Origin of the sequence: Tardiphaga sp. 20_F10_N6_6 (assembly GCF_052076045.1) — a bacterium.
GTDB classification, from domain to species: Bacteria; Pseudomonadota; Alphaproteobacteria; order Rhizobiales; family Xanthobacteraceae; genus Tardiphaga; species Tardiphaga robiniae.
In genome coordinates this window covers 3,786,366-3,805,712 of the sequence record NZ_CP197239.1, presented here as the reverse complement: position 1 = coordinate 3,805,712, position 19,347 = coordinate 3,786,366, and the positions used below count along the sequence as shown (strand labels likewise).

At 61.1% G+C, this 19,347-nt stretch carries 20 protein-coding genes; 16 read left to right on the top strand and 4 right to left on the bottom strand.

The window, feature by feature from the left end:
* Window positions 1-215 precede the first annotated feature (215 nt).
* The 11 genes from AB7813_RS18320 to AB7813_RS18270 all read left to right on the top strand — a co-directional run bounded on the left by AB7813_RS18320 (window position 216) and on the right by AB7813_RS18270 (window position 9,644).
* Window positions 216-1,646 (top strand): basic amino acid/polyamine antiporter, encoded by a 1,431-nt coding sequence (locus AB7813_RS18320; RefSeq protein WP_068729654.1) that lies wholly within the window; start codon window positions 216-218, stop codon window positions 1,644-1,646.
* Between the two features lie 20 nt (window positions 1,647-1,666).
* Window positions 1,667-2,920, top strand: a complete 1,254-nt coding sequence (gene arcA, locus AB7813_RS18315; RefSeq protein WP_439083881.1) for an arginine deiminase — start codon at window positions 1,667-1,669, stop codon at window positions 2,918-2,920.
* Between the two features lie 102 nt (window positions 2,921-3,022).
* Window positions 3,023-3,835 carry an outer membrane beta-barrel protein gene (locus tag AB7813_RS18310; RefSeq protein ID WP_439068658.1) on the top strand — a complete coding sequence of 271 codons (813 nt, stop codon included), beginning with the start codon at window positions 3,023-3,025 and terminating at the stop codon, window positions 3,833-3,835.
* A 23-nt stretch (window positions 3,836-3,858) separates the two neighbouring features.
* Window positions 3,859-4,107: a hypothetical protein gene (locus AB7813_RS18305; RefSeq protein ID WP_439065262.1), complete on the top strand. Its 249-nt coding sequence runs from the start codon at window positions 3,859-3,861 to the stop codon at window positions 4,105-4,107.
* Window positions 4,108-4,117: 10 nt separating this feature from the next.
* Window positions 4,118-4,657 carry a Na+/H+ antiporter subunit E gene (locus AB7813_RS18300; protein WP_439065261.1) on the top strand — a complete coding sequence of 180 codons (540 nt, stop codon included), beginning with the start codon at window positions 4,118-4,120 and terminating at the stop codon, window positions 4,655-4,657.
* Window positions 4,650-4,925, top strand: coding sequence for a monovalent cation/H+ antiporter complex subunit F (locus tag AB7813_RS18295; RefSeq protein WP_089263539.1), 276 nt, complete (start codon window positions 4,650-4,652; stop codon window positions 4,923-4,925). Before AB7813_RS18300 ends, AB7813_RS18295 begins: the two co-directional genes overlap by 8 nt.
* Before the next feature lie 7 nt (window positions 4,926-4,932).
* Window positions 4,933-5,226, top strand: coding sequence for a monovalent cation/H(+) antiporter subunit G (locus AB7813_RS18290; RefSeq protein ID WP_093757580.1), 294 nt, complete (start codon window positions 4,933-4,935; stop codon window positions 5,224-5,226).
* Window positions 5,223-6,164 (top strand): hydrogenase subunit MbhD domain-containing protein, encoded by a 942-nt coding sequence (locus tag AB7813_RS18285; protein WP_439065260.1) that lies wholly within the window; start codon window positions 5,223-5,225, stop codon window positions 6,162-6,164. The genes AB7813_RS18290 and AB7813_RS18285 overlap by 4 nt, the downstream gene beginning before the upstream one ends.
* Complete coding sequence (locus AB7813_RS18280) at window positions 6,161-6,493, top strand: NADH-quinone oxidoreductase subunit K (protein WP_439065259.1); 333 nt, start codon at window positions 6,161-6,163, stop codon at window positions 6,491-6,493. The genes AB7813_RS18285 and AB7813_RS18280 overlap by 4 nt, the downstream gene beginning before the upstream one ends.
* Window positions 6,493-8,016 carry a complex I subunit 5 family protein gene (locus tag AB7813_RS18275; RefSeq protein WP_439083882.1) on the top strand — a complete coding sequence of 508 codons (1,524 nt, stop codon included), beginning with the start codon at window positions 6,493-6,495 and terminating at the stop codon, window positions 8,014-8,016. Before AB7813_RS18280 ends, AB7813_RS18275 begins: the two co-directional genes overlap by 1 nt.
* A 125-nt stretch (window positions 8,017-8,141) precedes the next feature.
* Complete coding sequence (locus AB7813_RS18270; protein WP_439089174.1) at window positions 8,142-9,644, top strand: proton-conducting transporter transmembrane domain-containing protein; 1,503 nt, start codon at window positions 8,142-8,144, stop codon at window positions 9,642-9,644.
* Window positions 9,645-9,687: 43 nt separating this feature from the next.
* Here the strand turns inward: AB7813_RS18270 and AB7813_RS18265 are convergent, their stop codons facing one another.
* A complete protein-coding gene (locus AB7813_RS18265) occupies window positions 9,688-10,221 on the bottom strand; it encodes a TerB family tellurite resistance protein (RefSeq protein ID WP_439083884.1) in 534 nt (177 codons plus the stop codon).
* 244 nt (window positions 10,222-10,465) lie between these two features.
* Between AB7813_RS18265 and AB7813_RS18260 the strand changes: the two genes are divergently transcribed.
* A complete protein-coding gene (locus AB7813_RS18260; protein ID WP_439083885.1) occupies window positions 10,466-11,041 on the top strand; it encodes a DUF992 domain-containing protein in 576 nt (191 codons plus the stop codon).
* Between the two features lie 25 nt (window positions 11,042-11,066).
* On the opposite strand, the gene AB7813_RS18255 is transcribed toward AB7813_RS18260, so the two are convergent.
* Window positions 11,067-12,509: an alpha/beta hydrolase gene (locus AB7813_RS18255; protein WP_439083886.1), complete on the bottom strand. Its 1,443-nt coding sequence runs from the start codon at window positions 12,507-12,509 to the stop codon at window positions 11,067-11,069.
* Between the two features lie 207 nt (window positions 12,510-12,716).
* Complete coding sequence (locus AB7813_RS18250; protein ID WP_439089213.1) at window positions 12,717-12,920, bottom strand: DUF6894 family protein; 204 nt, start codon at window positions 12,918-12,920, stop codon at window positions 12,717-12,719.
* A 583-nt stretch (window positions 12,921-13,503) separates the two neighbouring features.
* Between AB7813_RS18250 and AB7813_RS18245 the strand changes: the two genes are divergently transcribed.
* The gene (locus AB7813_RS18245; RefSeq protein WP_439083888.1) at window positions 13,504-13,764 is read left to right on the top strand and encodes a DUF3551 domain-containing protein; all 261 of its coding nucleotides are present in this window, start codon (window positions 13,504-13,506) and stop codon (window positions 13,762-13,764) included.
* A gap of 169 nt (window positions 13,765-13,933) precedes the next feature.
* Here AB7813_RS18245 and AB7813_RS18240 read toward each other — a convergent pair whose 3' ends face one another.
* Window positions 13,934-15,580 carry an amidohydrolase gene (locus AB7813_RS18240; protein ID WP_439060051.1) on the bottom strand — a complete coding sequence of 549 codons (1,647 nt, stop codon included), beginning with the start codon at window positions 15,578-15,580 and terminating at the stop codon, window positions 13,934-13,936.
* 226 nt (window positions 15,581-15,806) lie between these two features.
* Between AB7813_RS18240 and AB7813_RS18235 the strand changes: the two genes are divergently transcribed.
* From AB7813_RS18235 to AB7813_RS18225, 3 genes are all read left to right on the top strand, one after another.
* The gene (locus tag AB7813_RS18235; protein ID WP_441228253.1) at window positions 15,807-16,217 is read left to right on the top strand and encodes a nitrile hydratase accessory protein; all 411 of its coding nucleotides are present in this window, start codon (window positions 15,807-15,809) and stop codon (window positions 16,215-16,217) included.
* A 148-nt stretch (window positions 16,218-16,365) separates the two neighbouring features.
* On the top strand, window positions 16,366-17,733 hold the full coding sequence (locus AB7813_RS18230; protein WP_439083890.1) for an aspartate aminotransferase family protein: 1,368 nt from the start codon (window positions 16,366-16,368) through the stop codon (window positions 17,731-17,733).
* Between the two features lie 28 nt (window positions 17,734-17,761).
* Window positions 17,762-19,333 (top strand): ABC transporter substrate-binding protein, encoded by a 1,572-nt coding sequence (locus AB7813_RS18225; RefSeq protein ID WP_439083891.1) that lies wholly within the window; start codon window positions 17,762-17,764, stop codon window positions 19,331-19,333.
* Window positions 19,334-19,347: the final 14 nt, after the last annotated feature.

Here is a 19,347-nt window from a genome sequence, read left to right as displayed (position 1 = left end):
CTGATGTTGTTTACATCTGCCCGCGCCTTGCGCGCACCGGCGTGGCTCCTGCGCCCGCCTTGTGAGGCTGCGCAACACAATCGGTGCGCACGCTCTTCGTGGCCAAACTTTCCTCAATCCCGTCGCCGCATCTTGCAGACCCCGGTCGCAGGTGGTCGCCTGCATGTCCCATTTGCTGCAGGCCGACCGCTTCTGCACATGGGAGTGCTTTGGCCATGAGCAATGCAGGCGACCAGAAATTGCCGCTTTGGACGCTCACGGCCATGGTGGTCGGCGGGATGGTCGGCGCCGGCGTGTTTTCGATACCGCGAAATTTTGCGCAGGCCACCGGCATCTATGGTGCGCTGATAGCGTGGGCCGTCGCTGGTGCCGGCATGCTGATGCTGGGATTTGTGTTTCAGACATTGGCCAACCGCAAGCCGGATCTCGATGCGGGCGTCTACGCCTATGCGCGGGAGGGGTTCGGGCCCTATGTCGGCTTCTTCTCCGCCTTTGGCTACTGGGCCAGTGCTTGCGTCGGCAACGTATCCTACTGGATTTTGATCAAGTCGACGCTCGGCGCGCTGTTCCCCGCGCTCGGTCAGGGCAATACGGTCACTGCCATCGCACTATCGTCGGTCGGTGTCTGGGCGTTCCATTTCCTTGTGCTGCGCGGCGTCAAGGAGGCGGCAGCGATCAACAAGATCGTGACGATTGCCAAACTCATTCCGCTGCTGTTGTTCGTCGTCCTGTCGATCTTCTTCTTCAAACCGGATGTGTTCGTCGGAAACCTCTGGGGCGGTGCAAGCGGGGACTACGGAAATCTCTTCGCGCAGATCAAGGCGACGATGCTGGTAACGGTCTTCGTGTTTCTCGGCATCGAAGGCGCCAGCAACTACTCCCGCTTCGCGCAACGGCGCGAGGACGTCGGTATTGCGACTGTGACGGGATTTTTGGCCGTGTTGGCCTTGTTCGCGTCGGTGTCCATTCTAGCATACGGCATCCTCCCCCGCGAAGAACTGGCGCAACTGCGTCAACCCTCAGTTGGCGGCGTGCTCGAAGCGGCCGTTGGTCATTGGGGTGCGATCTTCATCGGCATCGGCGTGATTATCTCGGTGCTCGGGGCCTATCTTGCCTGGACCCTGATGGCCGCCGAAGTGCTGTCGGTTGCGGCGAAGAGGCAAGACATGCCGGCCTTCCTGGCACGTGAAAACGCAAATCAGGTTCCGTCAATGGCGCTCCTGATGAGCACATTGCTCGTTCAGGCTGTTCTCATCGCGACGTTGTTTTCCGACGATGCCTTTACCTTCGCTCTCTCGCTGTGCAGCCACCTGTCGCTGATTCCGTATTTCCTCTCGGCGGCGTTCGCGTTGATGCTGGTCTACCGCAAGGAGACTTACGAGACCGATCCAAGCGATCTTCGGAAGGACACGATCATCGCTGTCCTGGCGACTGCCTACACGATCTTCCTTCTGTTCGCCGGCGGTATGAAATTTCTGCTGCTTGGCTTCATCATCTATGCGCCCGGCACGATCCTGTATTTCATCACGCGGAGGGAGCTCAACAAGCAGCTCTTCACTCCGGCAGAATGGGTCCTGTTCGGCGTCGCTGTCGTCGGATGCGTAGTCGGCATCCACGGTCTCGCCACCGGCTATATCAGCATCTAGGAAATCGATGGGAGTTCATGATGGCCAGCGCAAAAAAAGTCCCGTTTGGTGTGCACTCTGAAGTTGGCCAGCTGCGCAAGGTCCTGGTCTGTGCCCCGGGTCTTGCCCATACACGCCTGACCCCGTCCAACTGCGATCAGTTGCTGTTCGACGATGTGCTCTGGGTTGACAATGCGAAGCGCGACCACTTCGATTTCGTCACCAAAATGCGGGACCGCGGCGTCGATGTCGTTGAGATGCATAACCTGCTCGCCGAGACGCTGGCAGTCCCGGAGGGCAAGGCCTGGATCCTCGACAATCAGGTCGTGCCGAACCAGGTTGGCCTTGGCTTCATCGACGAGCTCAAAAGCTACCTGTCCGGGCTGGACAACCGAAAGCTCGCGGAAACGCTGATCGGTGGCCTGTCGACCCATGACTTTCCCGAAGCACATGGGGGCGCGGCACTCAGGATGGTGAAGGAGGCCGCGGGGGCGACTGAATACCTTCTCCCGCCACTGCCGAACACGCTCTATACGCGCGACACGACCTGCTGGATCTATGGCGGTGTCACTCTCAACGCGCTGTACTGGCCGGCGCGACACGAGGAAACGATCCTCACCACAGCGATCTACAAGTTTCATCCCGATTTTTCCGGCAACGTCAATGTCTGGTGGGGCGACCCGACAGAGGACCATGGACTGGCTACGCTGGAAGGCGGCGATGTGATGCCCATCGGCAAGGGGGTCGTGCTGATCGGCATGAGCGAACGCACCTCACGCCAAGCGATCAGCCAACTTGCCGCGACCCTCTTTAAAAAGAAGGCCGCGGAGCGCGTCATCGTTGCGGCAATGCCCAAGATCCGCGCGGCGATGCATCTCGATACTGTTTTCACATTCGCCGACCGCGACTGCGTGCTGCTCGCGCCTGACTTTATGAACCAGACACGTACCTATTCCTATCGCCCGAGCGATCATCCGAGCGGTGTCGAGTTGCATGCCGAGAAGAAGTCGTTTGTCGGCGTTGTCGAGGAAGCATTGGGTCTCAAGAAGCTCCGCGTGGTCGAAGCCGGTGGCAGTGATTACCAGCGCGAACGGACCCAATGGGATAGCGGCGCCAATCTCGTTTGCGCATCGCCAGGTGTCGTCTACGCCTACGACCGCAACACTTACACCAACACGTTGCTCCGCAAGGAAGGCATCGAGGTGATTACGATCGTCGGCGCCGAACTCGGTCGTGGCCGTGGTGGTGGTCACTGTATGACCTGCCCGATCATCCGCGATGCCGTGGATTACTAACGCAATCGACCATTCTCTGCTCGGGGGAGCGAGATCGTGGGACTGTTAATACCGAAACCAGCACCATCGACCGACGGAGAGTAATTGTCTGGGGAGTGTGCAATGCGTGGATCCAGAATTGTCCTGGCAGCAACAAGCTTCCTTTATGCCAGCGGGGCAGTAGCTGCCGACATAGATCTGACCGAGCTCAGAAAGGTCGAGTACACGTCGATGAGCCCGACATGGAGCGTTGTTGGATCCCTATCGCCCACCTACACGGCCAATGCCCTGTTTTCGCGCGACGACCGGCGGGGGGATTTTTACTATGAGCCCGATGTGAGCTTGCGGCTGGACGGCAAACTTGCGCCGGACCTGTCCTACCGTATTTTTGCACGTGCTCAGTTCGAAGCATTTTCCAGAGAACACGACGGCAATGCCGCCATTGCGCGTCTGGGCGCGCGGCTGACGAAGAATCTGTATGGCTGGAGAATAAGCGCCACCTACGAAAACAGATATGACTACGACGGCGTGTTTCGCGATCTCGCCTTCACCTCCCACGATGTCACCGGCGCTATCGCGCGCGATTTCAGCATCGACAATGTCACGCTCTCGCCGCTCCTCCAGCTCACTTATCGTTTCTCCGATCTCGCTGAGGCCAGGCGCTGGCGTGCCGATGCGCTGCTTGGCATCGAGGTCGAGCTGAATTCGAAATGGTCGATCGTCAGCACGCCTTTCATCGAAGCGTTCTGGTTTACAGACGGCTTGAACCGCGACCGGCAGGACCAGATCTATTCGGCGTCTCTCGGCCTGAAATACAACATCGCCAGCAACGTATCGCTCACCACGAACGTCATCTACGAGGCGCGAAACTCAAACGTGGCGCTGCGTCACTATAGAGACTGGCTGATCGGCCCACGGCTCGACTTCGCGTTTTAGCGATCAGGACACAAGAGGCGATCATGCGGAATTCGATTGTGGCAGCAGGTACCGCTATTCTCTTCATCTGTACGGCGTTCGCCGCCAGTGCGGAGCCACGCGACTCCGTCGAGCGCGGCGACCGGATGGACCGGGATGCTTTGCGGGACGATGTGCGCATCGATCGTCTGAAGATTCCGCAGCACCCGATCGTCGTCGAGGAGCCGCAGCAACCCGTTTACAACACGAAGAGCAAGCAGAAATCAAAGCGGAGCTCGGACAGCAGTCGTTAGGGTGGCTTCAATGAATTTGATCAAGGCCGGCAATATTGGCGAGGCGAGTCCGGCGAGGTGGTCGGATGCCATCGGCAGTGCCGTGATCCGCGCTATCGGTTTCTTCGGCTTCTGGCTGGCGCTGACGCGCGGAGATCCCGGCGATGTGGGCCCCGGTCTGATTGCAGCTGCCGCAGCGACTTGGGCAAGCCTCAAGCTGCTGCCTGCCGAACAATGGGGCTTCCGTCCGGTCAAGTTTGCCGGATTCGTCCTGCACTTCCTCCGTCAGTCGATTGTCGCGGGAGCGGACGTTGCGCTGCGGGCGCTTCACCCACGACTGCCGCTGCAGCCAGGCTTCGTCACCTACCGGGCGCAGCAGCCGCCGGGCAGGAAGCGAAATACGTTTTGCGCGATCATGAGCCTGATGCCGGGCACGCTTCCGTGCGGGACCTCGATTGACGGCAGCCTGGCCATTCATTGCCTCGATGTGACGCAGCCCGTCGTCGAACAATTGTCGATGGAGGAAACTCTGTGCATGCGGGCGCTCGGAGGCGCAAGATCCGATGCCTAGCCTGCTGTTGGGTGCTTCGGTCTTTGTGCTGCTGACGGTGGCGCTGGGCCTGTTCGCCATTCTTCGGCGATCGGCCGATGTGGACCGCCTGATGGCCGTCCAACTGCTGGGCACGGGAGGAGTCGCCATCCTCCTTCTGCTCGCGGTCGCAACCGAGACGCCGCCTGTCATGGATGTTGCTGTGATGCTCGCGCTGTTCGCGGCGTTTGCGGCCGTCGCATTCGTCAGAGACGCGTCCGGCGCGTCATCCGAGGCCAGAGGGGAGTGAGGGGCGCATGAGCCTCGTCATGGATATCCTGACCATTTGCGCGGTCTCCGCAGGAGCGCTGTTCTTCCTTGCGGGCACGGTGGGTCTGTTGCGTTTCCCAGATACGCTGACGCGTCTGCACGCGCTGACCAAGGTTGATAATCTCGGTCTTGGCCTGATCGTTCTGGGCTTGCTGCCGCAGACGAGTAGCCTGCTGTTCGCGGTCAAATTGGTGATCGTCTGGCTGCTCGTCCAGCTGTCCGGGGCGGTCGTCACCCAATTGATCGCCGGTGCGGTACGCCACCACGGAGCAGACGGATGAGCATCGCCTCCGTCTTCGATATTGCTCTCGTTGCGCTGATCTTGACGATCGGTGCTTCAGCCATCCTTGTGCGCACGGCATTCGCTGCAGTTGTCATGTTCGTCGTCTATGGGCTGCTTCTGTCCATGGCATGGGTCCGGCTCCACGCCGTTGACGTGGCGCTGACAGAGGCCGCGATCGGCGGCGGCATGACCGGCTTGTTGCTGCTCGGCGCCGTCGCGCGTTCCCGCTCCGTGAATGTCCATGGTCCGCGGATTTCGCGGCCGGCGCGCCTTGCCACCTGTGCATTGTGCGCGTTGATCGTCGCGGGTCTTGCCATTGCCATCCTCCATCCGCCGGAGGCTATTCCGACACTCGCGCCCACCGTGATGGAAAACCTGCCGCCGAGTGGTCTCGGCAACCCCGTTGCCGGCGTGCTGTTCGTGTTTCGGGCACTCGACACGCTGCTCGAAAAGGTGGTCCTGCTGCTCGCTTTGCTCGGGGTCTGGTCGCTGGCGTCAGATCATGCCTGGGGTGGAACGCCAGGTTTGCAGGTTTACGCACGGCCCGATCCCACGCTGATCTTTCTGGCTCAGCTTTTGCCGCCGGTGGGCATCGTGTTCGGAATCTATATGTGCTGGGTCGGAGCGAAGGGCCCTGGCGGCGCCTTTCAGGGCGGCACGGTGCTGGCCGCGATGTGGCTCCTTGTCATTGTCGCGGGATTACAGCGGGCCCCTGCGATCGGTCGGCTCTGGCTACGTGGTCTGCTCGTCACCGGACCGGTGCTGTTCCTTGTCATTGGCCTTGCTGGATGGGTATTTGCCGACGCATTTCTGGCTTACCCGGCGGGCTACGCCAAACCGCTGATTGTCGCCGTGGAAGCCGCTCTCACGCTGTCGATCGCTGTGGCGCTTGGCATGCTGGCCGCAGGACCGCCGGTACGGGCACCACAGCAATGAACGCGGCAACGCTGTTCGGCTTGTGTGGCGCAGCGCTGGTGGGCATCGGACTGTACGGGTTCATCACGAATCCCGAACCGCTACGCAAGATCCTTGCATTCAATTTGCTTGGGAGTGGTGTGTTTCTGCTGTTCGGTGTGATCGCCAGGCGGGGGGCAGCGGCCGGGCTCGGCGGTGACCCGGTCCCTCAGGCGATGGTGATCACCGCGATTGTCGTCGCCTTCGCGGCGACGGCCATGGCCATCGCGCTGGTGCAGCGTCTTGGCGATGAGACCGGCCGGGCCTCGATCCGTTCCGACAGATCTGGAACCGGCGAGGAAAAATCCTGATGCCGGCTGCAACCGCGCTTGAGGCGACAACTGCCGACGGGGCGCTTCTTGTTCTGGCCATCGTATTGCCGGTTGTTGGCATCTTGCTGTCGTTTGTCCTTGGCGGACGGTACGCCGAAAGGATTGCTGCGTTCCTGTTGCCCGCAGGCCTCTGCGTGGCATGCATCGTCTTCCTGAAAATATGGCAAAGCGAAACGTCGCTGAGCTACGTTGTGGGTAATTGGAAGCCCCCGCTCGGCATCACGCTGCGCGCCGACGGACTTTCAGTCGCGATGATGGTGGCCATGGCCATCGTGATCTGTCTCATCGGCGTGTTTGCGCATGCGAATTTCGACAGTCGCGCAGCGTCCGCTGAAACCCGCGCGCCGATGGTATTCTGGGTCATGCTCATGGCGATCTCGGGCGCGATGAACATGATCTTTCTCGGCGGCGATCTGTTCACGCTATATGTTGCGCTTGAGCTGCTGACCTTCGCTGCGGTGCCGCTGGTCTGTATCGATGGCCGCGCAGAGACCTTGCAGGCGGCATTGCGGTATCTGCTCTTCGCGCTGCTGGGCTCGATCCTCTACCTGGTCGGAACGGCCTTGCTGTATGGCAGCTATGGGACCCTCGACATCGTCCTGATGTCGCAACGCGTGCAGATCGAGCCGGCGACGCTCGCTGCCGCGACGCTGATGACGGTGGGGCTGTTCGCCAAGACCGCGCTCTTTCCGCTGCATCTCTGGCTTCCCCCGGCGCATGCCGGCGCACCGGCGGCGGCCAGCGCGGTTCTGTCAGCCGTCGTGGTGAAGGGATCGTTCTTTCTCATCGTGCGGCTCTGGTTCGACGCCATGCCGGGACTGCTGAACGTGGCCGGCGGCCAACTCATTGGGGCACTGGGGGCGTCGGCGATCATATGCGGCAATGTCGTTGCGCTACGCCAGCGACGGCTCAAATTGCTGATCGCCTATTCGACGGTCGCGCAGATCGGTTATCTGTTTCTGATGTTTCCGCTCGCTGCCGACCCGTTGCATCTCCAGTATGGCGATGCCCTGACGGGCGGCATGCTCCAGGCCATCTCGCACGCCACCGCCAAAGCAGCCATGTTCATGGCTGCCGGACTTGTCTATGCCGCGCTTGGACATGATCAGATCTCGGAACTTGGCGGGATCGCGCGCGCACTTCCCATGACGATGTTTGCCTTCGGCCTCGGTGGCCTATGCCTCATCGGGTTGCCGCCAACGGGTGGCTTTCTGGCAAAGTGGCTGTTGCTGGAGGCGACAATCGCAACGGCGCAGTGGTGGTGGGCAATCGTGATCGTCGCAGGCGGGCTGCTCACGAGCGCATATATCTTCATCGTGCTGTCGCGGGCGATGGACCCACCAAGCGCGCCGCTGACACTGCACGCCGCCGTGCCGAAGTATCAGGAAGTGGCGGCGCTGGGGCTGGCATTACTCTCGGTGTTGCTGGGGCTCGTGGCGCTCGGCCCGATCGATGTATTGCAAGTTGGTCGTCCGGAGGCACCGATGGCTTGGCTGCGATGATAGAGGCTTATCCCTTGCTGGCTTTCGCCTTGCTCTTTCCGCTCGGGATGCTGCTGGTCTGCCTCTGGCCAATGGCATTGCTGCGAATGCCTTCGTATCTGGCGTTTGCTCCGATTCCTGCATTTGTGGCCGTGCTCCTTGTCTCCGACGATTCCCCGCTTGTCGTCGGCCCCGCCCGTCTGCATTTGACTTTCGCTCTTGATCTCCGCGGGGCGCTGCTGCTCGGCGTCGCTGCGCTGCTGTGGATCATGGCCGGGGCCTACGCATCGCCATATCTGCAGGGCAGGCCGAACCGCGGGCGGTTCGCCGTGTGCTGGCTCACCGCACTGACGGGTTGCATCGGCGTCTTTCTCGCTGCCGACATGGTAGGTTTCTATTTGTTTTTGGCGATGCTGACGCTTGGCGCCTGTGGCCTCATCATCCAGCACGAAACAGCCGATGCGTGGCGTGCCGGCGCGCTCTATATCGGCCTTGGATTGCTGGCGGAGACACTGCTGCTCATCGCCTTCGTGCTGCTCGCGTCGGATATTCCCGGCGATGGGCTGTTAATCGGCGATGCCGCTGCCGCACTCCCGACGTCGCCGCACCGCGACCTGATCATCGGCCTGTTGATCGCAGGCTTTGGCATGAAGGCAGGCCTTGTTCCGTTTCATGTCTGGATGCCACGGGCCTATGCGGCAGCGCCGGCGCCGGCAGCCGCAGTGCTGAGTGGCGCAGCCGTCAAGGCAAGCATCCTTGGAATGATCCGCTTTCTCCCCCTCGATACAGCATTGCCCCATGCAGGGACGTTACTCGCGGCTGCAGGCTTGTTCGCGGCGCTTTACGGGGTGGTGATTGGAATGACGCAACGCAGGCCCAAGGTTGTGCTGGCCTATTCCAGCGTCAGTCAGATGGGATTCATCGTGGCCGTCATCGGTATGGGCATGATCGCCGGAGATGGTCGCGCTGCACTGGCGGCGATCTTCTATTCTGCGAACCACGTTCTGGTCAAAGGTGCGCTGTTTCTCTCCGTCGGTGTGATCGCGGCGACCGGTCGCCGATATCTGCTGCCCATCCTTCTCCCTGTGGCGATCATCGCAGTCGGCCTTGGCGGCCTTCCGCTGACGGGCGGTGCGCTGGCAAAAATCGTGGTCGATGGACCGCTCGGAGACGGGGCCGCCAACACGGTTGCAACGCTGTCCGCTGTCGGTACGACGCTGCTCATGCTGCAGTTCGTCCGAGGCCTGGTGACGACGGCATCAACGGAATACGAGGCGACAGCGGCGCCGGGCCTGTTCTGGCCATGGCTGTCGACCGCCGTAGCGTCGCTCATCGTACCATGGGCGCTATTCCTCGCAGTTCCCGAAGGAATGTTGCCCAATCCTCTGGCGCCCGAACTGCTATGGAAAGCCCTGTTTCCAGTTTTGTTGGGGGCCATACTGGCCGCAGTGCTGTGGCGCTGGGTGCGACGGCTGCCTCATATTCCCGAGGGGGACATAGTCGTGGTTCTGGACCGGTGCGTGAAGATCGCTCCAGCCTGGGGCCGGACCATCGAGCAAGCGGAAGGCACGCTTCGCCAATGGCATGTAGCTGGAATTTCACTGCTCGCGTTGACGGTGGCTCTCGGAGCGGCACTGTTGGCCCAGTGAGCATGCCGAAGATCGGCATCTCTAGGATGCACTTATCGCGTCGTCAGGCTGACACCGTCGCCAAGTTCCTTATGCGAGCGACGACGTGCTGTCGAAGTTCGACACGCTGCCGGGACGATACACCCAGAAGGTCTGCCGCACGCCAGATCAGATTCTCTTCAAATTCGTTGACCCGCTGATCCGCGTAAACGATCTCCCACATCAGTTGAACGATCCGTCGACGTCCATCGTCATCGAGCAACTCGTTGAGTTGCCGGGTAAAGCGATAAAGATCGACCGCGCTACGGGCGACTGTATCTGCATAAGCGAGAAGCTGAGCCGTAGCCGTGTCATCGAGCCCATAATGCGATTTGAAAATAGCATGCAATCTGGCGCGCCTGATATTCGATAGCTCGCTATGGACGGTGGCAACGCGGATGAGCAATGCCGCGGTCACGATGAGAAGCTCTCTCTGCTCGACGTTTTTCCGTTGATTGGCGTCTTCCATCGCACGCGAGATGAACGCCTTGATTGATCCAAACATCACCCGACCATTCTCTTCAGAGACAACGACGACTGCGCTCTTGCGGCCGGCCATCCGGGCCCGCGATATCTGGGAAGTTTCAGGAGCGGTCGCCTGAGCTGAAGATGGCGTTTGTCCATCGGCGCCGCCACTTTCTTACCGAATTTTAAAGTTTCCGGATTTGACCAAAAGCGAGGAAAAGCAGCCGTAGTTGTGGCGCTCCGGCCTCTGCGCATGACCTGGAATTTTCCGCGGGGACACGCGTTGCTGCGCGTACCTGAATCCAGATCAATGTTCCCCGGCAATCCGGGTACTCATCATGACCTCTTCAGGGTTTTTCCCGATTAACTATTGCGTGCTGACGGCTAGCCTCGTCCGGCAGAAGCTTGGTTATTTTGTCGCGGCTCCGAGAGGGAAGCAGATGTTCAGTATTCGCATATTGACGGTGGCATGCGCCTTCCTGATCCCGCAGATGTTATCCGTACCGGCTCACGCGCAACAGCTTTTCCGCGTCGGCGGACTGACATGCAGCACCGGTCCGAGAGTCGGGCTGGTTCTAGGCTCACGCCAGGAGATGCAATGTGTCTTCCTGTCGACCGTGGCTGCGCGGCAATATAGTTACAGGGGCACGATCAGGCGGGTTGGCCTCGATGTCGGCGTAACGCGCGGGGGAACGCTGTTCTGGGGGGTCTTTGCGCGAAACAGTAATATCGGCCGCGGTACGTTGAGAGGCAGCTATGTCGGGGCAAGCGGAAATGTTGCCGTCGGCCTGGGCCTTGGTGCCAATGTCCTCGTCGGCGGATCACGCCGTACGATCACGCTGCAGCCGCTCTCTGTCGAGGGCCAGATCGGATTGAATCTGGCACTGGGCATATCCAATCTCGTTCTTCGATAGTCGGCATTTATCATCGGTCATCGCTTTATCGGGCAGGTTGAGCGGTCTTTGCGGGGGTGAGAATGCTCTCACCGATCCGGCCGACCATATAGGGGAAGAACGGGTTTGATGACGCCCGCATCAGCGAGTCGAGGCTGGCGATCAGCACATTGCGTTCGCCGCGCGGCGCCAGGGTACCGAGGTTCTCGCCAAAATCCTCGGACTTGTCCGGCTCCGCCCCATAGAGAGAATCGCTGACCGGAAATGGCAGCGCCACATGCGACAGCGAATAGAAGCCCCGTGGATAGTTCAGGCCGAGCGGGCGGGAATGCTCGTCGACAGTGCCGGCCTCGGTCACACGCTCGATCACGTCGTCATTATTGTCACCGGAATTGGTAATGACGGCGAGGCGGTAGCGCCGCGGGCCGGCGGGTACAATGCGCGCCAGCGCGGTGTCGGTGCTGGTGCGCAGCAGAGGGCCAAATCGGGCGGTGCGGTTGACGTCGAACAGAACGAGTTCGCTCCCATTGGCCGGCAGATGGGCATAGAGATCGGAGACGATGGCCCGCGTGCTAACGGTGAAATCCATCAGCGACTGGAATGTCAGGATGGGTGGAAACCGGCTCAGTCTGCCTTCGCTCGCATAGCGCGCGAGCCTCCGTTGCAGAGCCCTGGTCAGAAGATGCGATTGACGCGCGCCGTTCACCGGAAATGAATTGTACTTGAAGGGATTGAACTCCGGAACGACATCGAGCCATGCGGCCTTGGCGAAGGCGGGCAGAATTGCCGGAAATCCCGCGAGGCCGGCAAACCGTGCAAAACTGGTGATGCCAACCATCGGCGAGATCAATATCAGGCGGTCGGGCCGCGATAGCTTTTCGTCGTCGATGGCATCCAGCGCATACATGATGGCCAGCGCGCCGCCATTGGAAAATCCCACCAGATGCAGCGGCACAGGCGAATCCATCCGCTTCTTCACTTCCCGCACCGCGAGCCGCGTGGCGGCCATCCAGTCTTCCCACGCGATATCGGTCAGTGCGGCCGGAACCGTGCCATGTGCCGGCAGCCTGGGCACGATCGCCAGGAAGCCTTGATCGCGGTAGAAGCGCGCAATATGGCGCTGGCTATAGGGAGAATCCGTCAGGCCATGAAGAAGCACGACCGCCCCGATCGGCTTCCCCTTCGGCTCCAGCACAAAGGAGCGGTTGAAATCCTGCACGAAATGCGGGGGATAGACCGGGCTGCCTTCGAAATACCGATTGGGTGGCACACGTTCTGTCGCATCGAGTTTCTGCGATACCTCGCGCTGGACTTCGTCGAAAAGCTCCGCCTCAGCCGCCATGTATTGCGCCCAGTCGGCAGTATCCAGCTTGCTCGCATGGAGCTCATGCGGAACGTAGGTATGCCATGTCTCGAGTGGCAGTCCGCGCTGCGAATCGTAGATGCGGACAGCGAAGATCGTCATCAGCGCGATGCCGAAAAACGCCATCAGGATCTTTGCAAATCTGAAGATTCTGGCCCGCACGACCGAACCCCGTAAATGACGACGTGGTGCAGGATAGCCCGGAAAAACTGAGACGCGACGGGAGATATAGGGGAAAGCACCTGAGCGGGTATCGGGCTTTACCCTGATACTCGGCAACTTCTTCGGCGACGTCCCGATCCGCATATGCGACGGCAGCCATATGCGAAGCCGTCAGTTGGCTCGGCATCTGAAGATCCGGTTGCCGTTCTCGTCGAGAACGAACACCAGATGGGACCTGCAAAGCGCGCCGGCCTTGCTCAATTCCGTAGCAAGGGCGCGCGCTTGCGTGAACGCAAGCTTCGGATTTGAAAGGCGGCTTCCGACCTCATCTGGAAAAACTTTCGGCCCGTCCAGGATATGGAAAAAGTATCGCATCGCGCTCCAATAATTCGGAAGAGCCGCGTGTCCCAGTGAATAATTAGTAAGGCGCTGACACATGCGATGGCGCGTCATGTGCACCGACCAAGGGTTTTCCCCGATAGCCATGGTTCTGGATGTGCATTTCAAATCGGAACGCGTGCGGGGGCCACAGCATCAATTGTCAGGGAGTTACGCATGCGAAGGATCTCAGCCTTGCTCGTTCTACTCGCGCTGTCTGCAGTGGTTCCGCTGGCGGATGCGCTTGCCCAAAGCGCAGCAGGACGCGGCGCTGTGTCCGGTGCCATCATTGGCGGCGCCGTCGGCGGCCGACGCGGTGCGGCTATTGGTGCTGCCACCGGAGCGGCCGTGGGGAGTCACAGGCGGCATTGGCATAACCGGTATTACTGGCGCCATGGTCGTTGCTGGGTCCGCACATCGAGCGGAAGATCCCACCCGGTATCGCATCGCTATTGCAGGTGAGCGATACGATTGCACCGTTGCGGCTGCGATAGCCATTCCAGCGCATCACGATCTTTCGCTGTGATCGCAGGGGTGATTCCGCGGCTCGGATCAGGTCAACACCCGATATCGTGATGCAATGGCGTCATCCATTATTCCGACGATTGAAAAGGAGGATGCGATGCAGAACCTGAAGAAGCGTTTCTTATTGTCCCTGCTTGTTTCCACGATCGTGGCGAGCGCGAGCATGGTATTCGTCACCACGCAGAGCGAAGCCAAGGGGAGGGTGTGGTGCGCCAAATCACAGTCGCGGGGCACTGATTGTAGTTATGACACGATCGACCAATGCCGTGCAGCGGTCAGCGGAACAGGTGCCTCCTGTCGCAAGCGTGTCCGCTGAGGCACTGTGTCGTTTTTGAATCGGCAGCCGTCGCCACGTCATCTGGCGACGGTACCTTTATGCACAGACGAAGCGGCGCCCTTACGGCAAGGGCCTCCGTCAAACAGATCTTTGCTGCGATACGACTGAACAGCGGGCATTGACCGCATATCGCCGCGTCTTGCGCTCTCTATTCCGCCGCGACCGCGACCTGACCCAGCCTGTCGAAGACGACGTCGCCACCGAGAATGGTGAGATCGCAGCGAGTGTCTTTCTCGACTTCCTCGGGCGCGCAGGTGAAGACGTCGTGGCTGAGCACGGCGATATCCGCGAGCTGGCCCGGCACCAGACGGCCCATGCGATCTTCGGCGAATTGCGTATAGGCGCCGAAATAGGTGTAGGCGTGGATCGCTTCCGCCATCGACAGCTTCTGTCCTTCGCCCAGCAATGTATGACGGTTGGACATGCGCGTGGTCATCGTGAACAGGTTCTTGAACGGATCGGTGGTGGACACCGGCGCGTCCGAACTCGCCGCCGGATGCAGGCCGGCGTCGAACCACTTGCGCATGGGATAGGCGACATCAGTGCGCGCCTGGCCGAGATTGGTGATGTAGAGATCGCCGAATTCATACATGAAGACCGGCTGCGGCACCGGGTCGATGCCCGCGGCGCCCATGCGTGCGATCTGGCTGTCGCTCAGGAAGCCGCAATGCTCGATGCGATGGCGGCGGCCGAGGATAGGGTTCTCCGCCGTCGAGGCTTTCTCGATGCCTGACAGCACCTGTTCGATGGCGGCATCGCCGATGGCGTGGATCGCGAGCTGGTAACCGAGGCTGTGATAATGCGCGAGATAGTCGTGCATTTCCTTGTCGGTGTAGCAGAAGATGCCGCGGTTCTCGGGATCGCCCACGAGATAGGGCTCCGACATCGCGGCGGTGAGGCCGCCGGCGCTACCGTCACCGAACACTTTCATCGCGCCATAGCGCAGCATGCCGACCTCGCGGCCGAAGCGATAACCTGCAGCATGGGCCTGATCGCCGATGCCGTCGGTGTTGCCGTAGATACAGACCCAGGTGCGGATCGGCAGCGTGTTCGATTTCGCAAGATGCTCGTAGGCATCGATCTCATCCATGCCCGCGGCCATGCCGACCGCGGCATCCATCACGCTGGTGAAGCCTTGCTCGAGCATGAACCGGCTGGCGCGGTCAATCGCATCGCGCAAACGTTCGGCGCTGGGCTTCGGCGCGGCATCGACAATCAGGCGTAGCGCGCGTTCGGCGAGCAGGCCAGTGAGCTTGTTGTCGCGGCGTTCGATCATGCCGCCATCGGGCTGCGGCGTGTTATGGCCGATGCCGGCCGCGCGCATCGCCTGCGTGTTGATCACAGCGACATGGCCGCAGGTGCGCTTGAGATAGACCGGATTGTTCGGCGCGACCTGATCGAGCTCTTCCGCGGTGGGGTGACGCTTTTCCGCGAGCTCGTAATGGTCGTAGCCGCGGCCATTGATCCATTCGCCGGGCTTGGCGGTCTTCGCCTTCTCGGCGACGCGGCGCAGGATCTCGCCGATGCTGTTGGCGCCGGTCTCCGGCCGCAAATTGATCTCGGTCATGGTCAGGCCGAGCGGCAGCAGATGCATATGCGCATCGTTCAGGCCCGGGATGGCGGTGCGGCCGGCGAGTTCGATGATGCGCGTATCCGGCCCGGCAAGCTCGGCGATTATCTCGGCCGAACCGGTCGCCAGCACGCGTCCCGATGCGATCGCGATGGCTTCGACAAAGCCCTCGTTGAGACCACAGAACACGCGTCCTCCGGTCAGGATGAGGCTTGGCTTTTCCATCTTAAGTCTACCTTTTATTCACGGGATCGAGTGCAGCGACGGGTACGCCAAAATTATTCAGCGGAGCAAGATCGCAGATTGTGCAGTGTGAGCCTGCAGACGGGGCAACGCGCCGCATATCGCGCTTTATGTTGGAGTTTTTCTCGCAGGTCAGGAATTAGACACCTGCCATGCGCGTCACGCAGCGACATTTGCGTGAGGCGCACGTCGGTGTAGGATTCGCCTGATGTCTGGAGCCGGTGTGATGACGACCAATACTCAAGCTGCAACGCGTGCGACGGCCGAAATCCCGAGCATCCCCTGTGACGCCGAGGGTCCGGTGTTTCGCGAGCCGTGGGAGGCCCAGGCCTTTGCCATGGCCGTGACGCTGCATGAGCGCGGCGTGTTCACCTGGATGGAATGGGCTGCGGCGCTGGCTGCCGAGATCAAGCGCGCCCAGGCGGGCGGCGATGCCGACACCGGCGAGACCTATTACCGGCACTGGCTGGCGACGCTGGAAAACCTGATCGCCGAGAAGGGCGTGACGACGGCGGATGCGCTGCATCGCTATCGCGATGCCTGGGACCACGCCGCCGATCGCACGCCGCATGGCCAGCCGATCGAGCTAACGCCGGCGGATTTCGCGCATCACACCTAGCAGCTTGCTCCGCGCATTGGCCGGCCACGGTGCGCAGCGCGCACCACCGACCCCCTGTTTGGCATCTCCCGCAATCGCCTGGGCAATTCGATGATCCCTTCGTTGACGCTGGCCCTGTCGTGGCTGCCCGGCGTCGTCGGAGAAAAACATGCTCGATACAACAAGAACAACCGGCGATTTGCAGGCGCTCGATGGCGCGCATCACGTCCATTCCTTCACCGATCCCGCCGTGATCACCAGCGGCAAGACTCGTGTCGTGGTGCGGGGCGAAGGCTGTCAGATCTGGGACAGTGACGGGCGCAGATTCCTCGACGGGATGGCCGGGTTGTGGTGCGTCAATGTCGGCTATGGCCGGCAGGAACTGGTCGATGCCGCTACCCGGCAAATGACCGAACTGCCATTCTACAGCAACCATTTCCAGTCGACGACGCCGGCGATGACGGAGCTCGCGCACAAGCTTTCGCAGCTCACGCCGGACGGTCTCGACCACTTCCTGTTTACCTCATCCGGCTCCGAGGCCAATGACACTATCGTCCGCATGGTGCGCTATTTCTGGAAGCTGCAGGGCAAGCCGGCAAAGCGCACCTTCATCAGCCGCACCATGGCCTATCACGGCAGCACGCTGGCAGCCGTGAGCCTGTGCGGAATGCCGCACATGCACGCCATGGACGGCGGCACGCTGCCCGGCTTCGCGCATATCCAGCATCCGCACTGGTACATGTTCGGCGGCGAGCTGACCAAGGAGGAATTCGGGCTGCAGGCCGCACAGGCGCTCGAGCAGAAGATTCTCGAACTCGGGCCGGACAATGTTGCGGCCTTTATCGGCGAACCCGTGCAGGGCGCCGGCGGCGTGATCGATCCGCCATCGACCTACTGGCCGGAAATTCAGCGCATCTGCGGCAAATACGATGTGCTGCTGATTGCGGATGAAGTGATCTGCGGTTTCGGCCGCACCGGCGAATGGTTCGGCGCGCAAACTTACGGCGTCACGCCGGACCTGATGACGCTGGCCAAGGGCCTGTCCTCCGGCTATCTGCCGATCGCCGCGGTGGCGATGAACAAGCGGGTGTTCGAGACCATCGGCGCCGGCGGGTTGCTCGCCCACGGCTATACCTATTCGGGCCATCCCGTCGCCTGCGCGGTGGCGCTCGCCAACATCGACATCATTGAACGCGAAGGCCTGGTCGACCGCGTTCGTAACGACATCGGCCCCTATCTGCATCAGGCGCTGGCGCAGTTCGAACAGCATCCGGTGGTCGGCGAGGTACGCGGCATAGGTACGCTGGCGGCGCTGCAACTGGTCAAGGACAAGGACACCCGTGAGATCTTCACGGCCGAGGACGGCGCCGGCATCTTTTGCCGCGAAGCCTCTTATAATCAGGGCCTGATCGTCCGCGCCGTCGGCCAGTCCATCGTGCTCAGCCCGTCGCTAGTGATCACCCATGCCGAGATCGACGAACTCATCGACAAGCTCAAGCGCGCGCTCGACGAGACCGCCCGGCATTTCGGATTATAAATAATTGCAACGTGATTTGGAGAGCCGCATGAGGATGATATCTGCCTTCGCCGCCATTGTCGCGGCTTTCACATTCGCAAGCGCTGCCGCCGCCGAGGAGCCGATCCGCGGCGGCACAATGCGGATCGTGATGACCGCCGATATCCGCACCCTCGACGCCTCGCGCAGCGACAATCTCACCGACCACGTCCTCAATCACATCTATGAACAGCTTGTCGCGCACAGGAACGACATGACCATCGGCCCCGCGGCGGCCGAGAGCTGGGACGTGTCGCCGGACGGCAAGACCTACAGCTTCAAGCTCCGCGACGGTATGGTCTATCACAACGGCGACAAGGTGAAGGCCGCCGACGTCAAGTGGCTGTGGGACCGCCGCATGGCGGCCCCGAAGTCCGGTGCGCCATGGGTCTGCGCCGCAAGCTTCGACGGGTCGCGCGGCATGAAGGTCGAGTCGGTGGAAGCACCGGACGACGGCACCGTGGTCTTCACGCTCGACAAGCCGAACACGCTGTTTCTGGTGCGGCTCGCCGACATCGTCTGCAATTTCTGGATCGCCAGCCCGAAAAATGTCGACGCTGACGGCAATTGGATCGCGGGGGCGGCGATCGGTTCCGGCTCGTTCAGGCTGAAGGAATGGCGCAAGGAGCAATATGTCTCGCTGGAGCGGTTCGCGGACTATGTCCCGTCGAAGCAGAAACGCGACGGTTTCGGCGGCGATCGGACCAGTTATTTCGACGAGGTGCGTTTCGTCGTCATCCCCGACAAGACCGCGGCGGAAACTGCGCTGCTCGCCGGACAGGTCGATATCGTTACCTATCTGCAGGTCTCGCGCATCGAGGAAATGAGAAAGCGCGGCGCTGTCGTAAAGACCGCGCCGGGCCTGTCACTGTCGGCGATCTTGATCCAGACCACTGACCCCTTGATGTCGAACGTCAAGATCCGCCGGGCGCTGGCACATGCGATCGACTTCAAGGAGATGGCCGAGACCAAGTTGATGGGGCTCACCGAATTCAATCCCTCGGGCGTCGCAGAATCCTCGGCCTATTTCGACAAGTCGTTCCAGGCATGGCCGAAATACGATCCGGAAGCCGCCAGGAAGCTGCTGAAGGAGGCCGGCTACAAGGGCGAGCCGATCAAGATGCAGACCAACAAGCGCTATATCGGCATGTATGAAAATGCCGTTGTGGTGCAGGCCATGCTCAACGCCGCCGGCTTCAACGTGCAGCTCGACGTGATCGACTGGGCGGCGCAGCTCGAGAACTGGATGAGCGGCAAGTTCCAGCTGCAGTCCTTCGGCTATTCCTCCCGCGCCGATCCGATGCTGATGTATGGCACCATCATCGGCAACAAGGCCAAGGCGCCGACGTCGCAATGGGATGATGCCGAAGCGCAGGCGCTCTATCTCAAGGCGCTAAACGCGACGGGTTTCGAGGAGCGCAAGGCCATCCTCAAGCAGCTCCATGCCAAAATGGCGGAGGAAGTGCCCATCCTCGGGCTTTACTACTATCCCGTGATCGAGGCGGTCTCGCCGAAGCTCGTGAATTACGAGTCGTGGCCGCTCGAAAAACCGCGCGCCTGGGGCGTGTGGAAAAAGCCGTAATCGCCCGCAGCGTT

Coding starts and splice junctions, on each gene's coding strand:
- AB7813_RS18320 (WP_068729654.1), top strand. CDS start 216: ATGAGCAATGCAGGCGACCAGAAATTGCCGCTTTGGACGCTCACGGCC.
- arcA (WP_439083881.1), top strand. CDS start 1,667: ATGGCCAGCGCAAAAAAAGTCCCGTTTGGTGTGCACTCTGAAGTTGGC.
- AB7813_RS18310 (WP_439068658.1), top strand. CDS start 3,023: ATGCGTGGATCCAGAATTGTCCTGGCAGCAACAAGCTTCCTTTATGCC.
- AB7813_RS18305 (WP_439065262.1), top strand. CDS start 3,859: ATGCGGAATTCGATTGTGGCAGCAGGTACCGCTATTCTCTTCATCTGT.
- AB7813_RS18300 (WP_439065261.1), top strand. CDS start 4,118: ATGAATTTGATCAAGGCCGGCAATATTGGCGAGGCGAGTCCGGCGAGG.
- AB7813_RS18295 (WP_089263539.1), top strand. CDS start 4,650: ATGCCTAGCCTGCTGTTGGGTGCTTCGGTCTTTGTGCTGCTGACGGTG.
- AB7813_RS18290 (WP_093757580.1), top strand. CDS start 4,933: ATGAGCCTCGTCATGGATATCCTGACCATTTGCGCGGTCTCCGCAGGA.
- AB7813_RS18285 (WP_439065260.1), top strand. CDS start 5,223: ATGAGCATCGCCTCCGTCTTCGATATTGCTCTCGTTGCGCTGATCTTG.
- AB7813_RS18280 (WP_439065259.1), top strand. CDS start 6,161: ATGAACGCGGCAACGCTGTTCGGCTTGTGTGGCGCAGCGCTGGTGGGC.
- AB7813_RS18275 (WP_439083882.1), top strand. CDS start 6,493: ATGCCGGCTGCAACCGCGCTTGAGGCGACAACTGCCGACGGGGCGCTT.
- AB7813_RS18265 (WP_439083884.1), bottom strand. CDS start 10,221: ATGGCCGGCCGCAAGAGCGCAGTCGTCGTTGTCTCTGAAGAGAATGGT.
- AB7813_RS18260 (WP_439083885.1), top strand. CDS start 10,466: ATGACCTCTTCAGGGTTTTTCCCGATTAACTATTGCGTGCTGACGGCT.
- AB7813_RS18255 (WP_439083886.1), bottom strand. CDS start 12,509: ATGGCGTTTTTCGGCATCGCGCTGATGACGATCTTCGCTGTCCGCATC.
- AB7813_RS18250 (WP_439089213.1), bottom strand. CDS start 12,920: ATGCGATACTTTTTCCATATCCTGGACGGGCCGAAAGTTTTTCCAGAT.
- AB7813_RS18245 (WP_439083888.1), top strand. CDS start 13,504: ATGGCGTCATCCATTATTCCGACGATTGAAAAGGAGGATGCGATGCAG.
- AB7813_RS18240 (WP_439060051.1), bottom strand. CDS start 15,580: ATGGAAAAGCCAAGCCTCATCCTGACCGGAGGACGCGTGTTCTGTGGT.
- AB7813_RS18235 (WP_441228253.1), top strand. CDS start 15,807: ATGTCTGGAGCCGGTGTGATGACGACCAATACTCAAGCTGCAACGCGT.
- AB7813_RS18230 (WP_439083890.1), top strand. CDS start 16,366: ATGCTCGATACAACAAGAACAACCGGCGATTTGCAGGCGCTCGATGGC.
- AB7813_RS18225 (WP_439083891.1), top strand. CDS start 17,762: ATGAGGATGATATCTGCCTTCGCCGCCATTGTCGCGGCTTTCACATTC.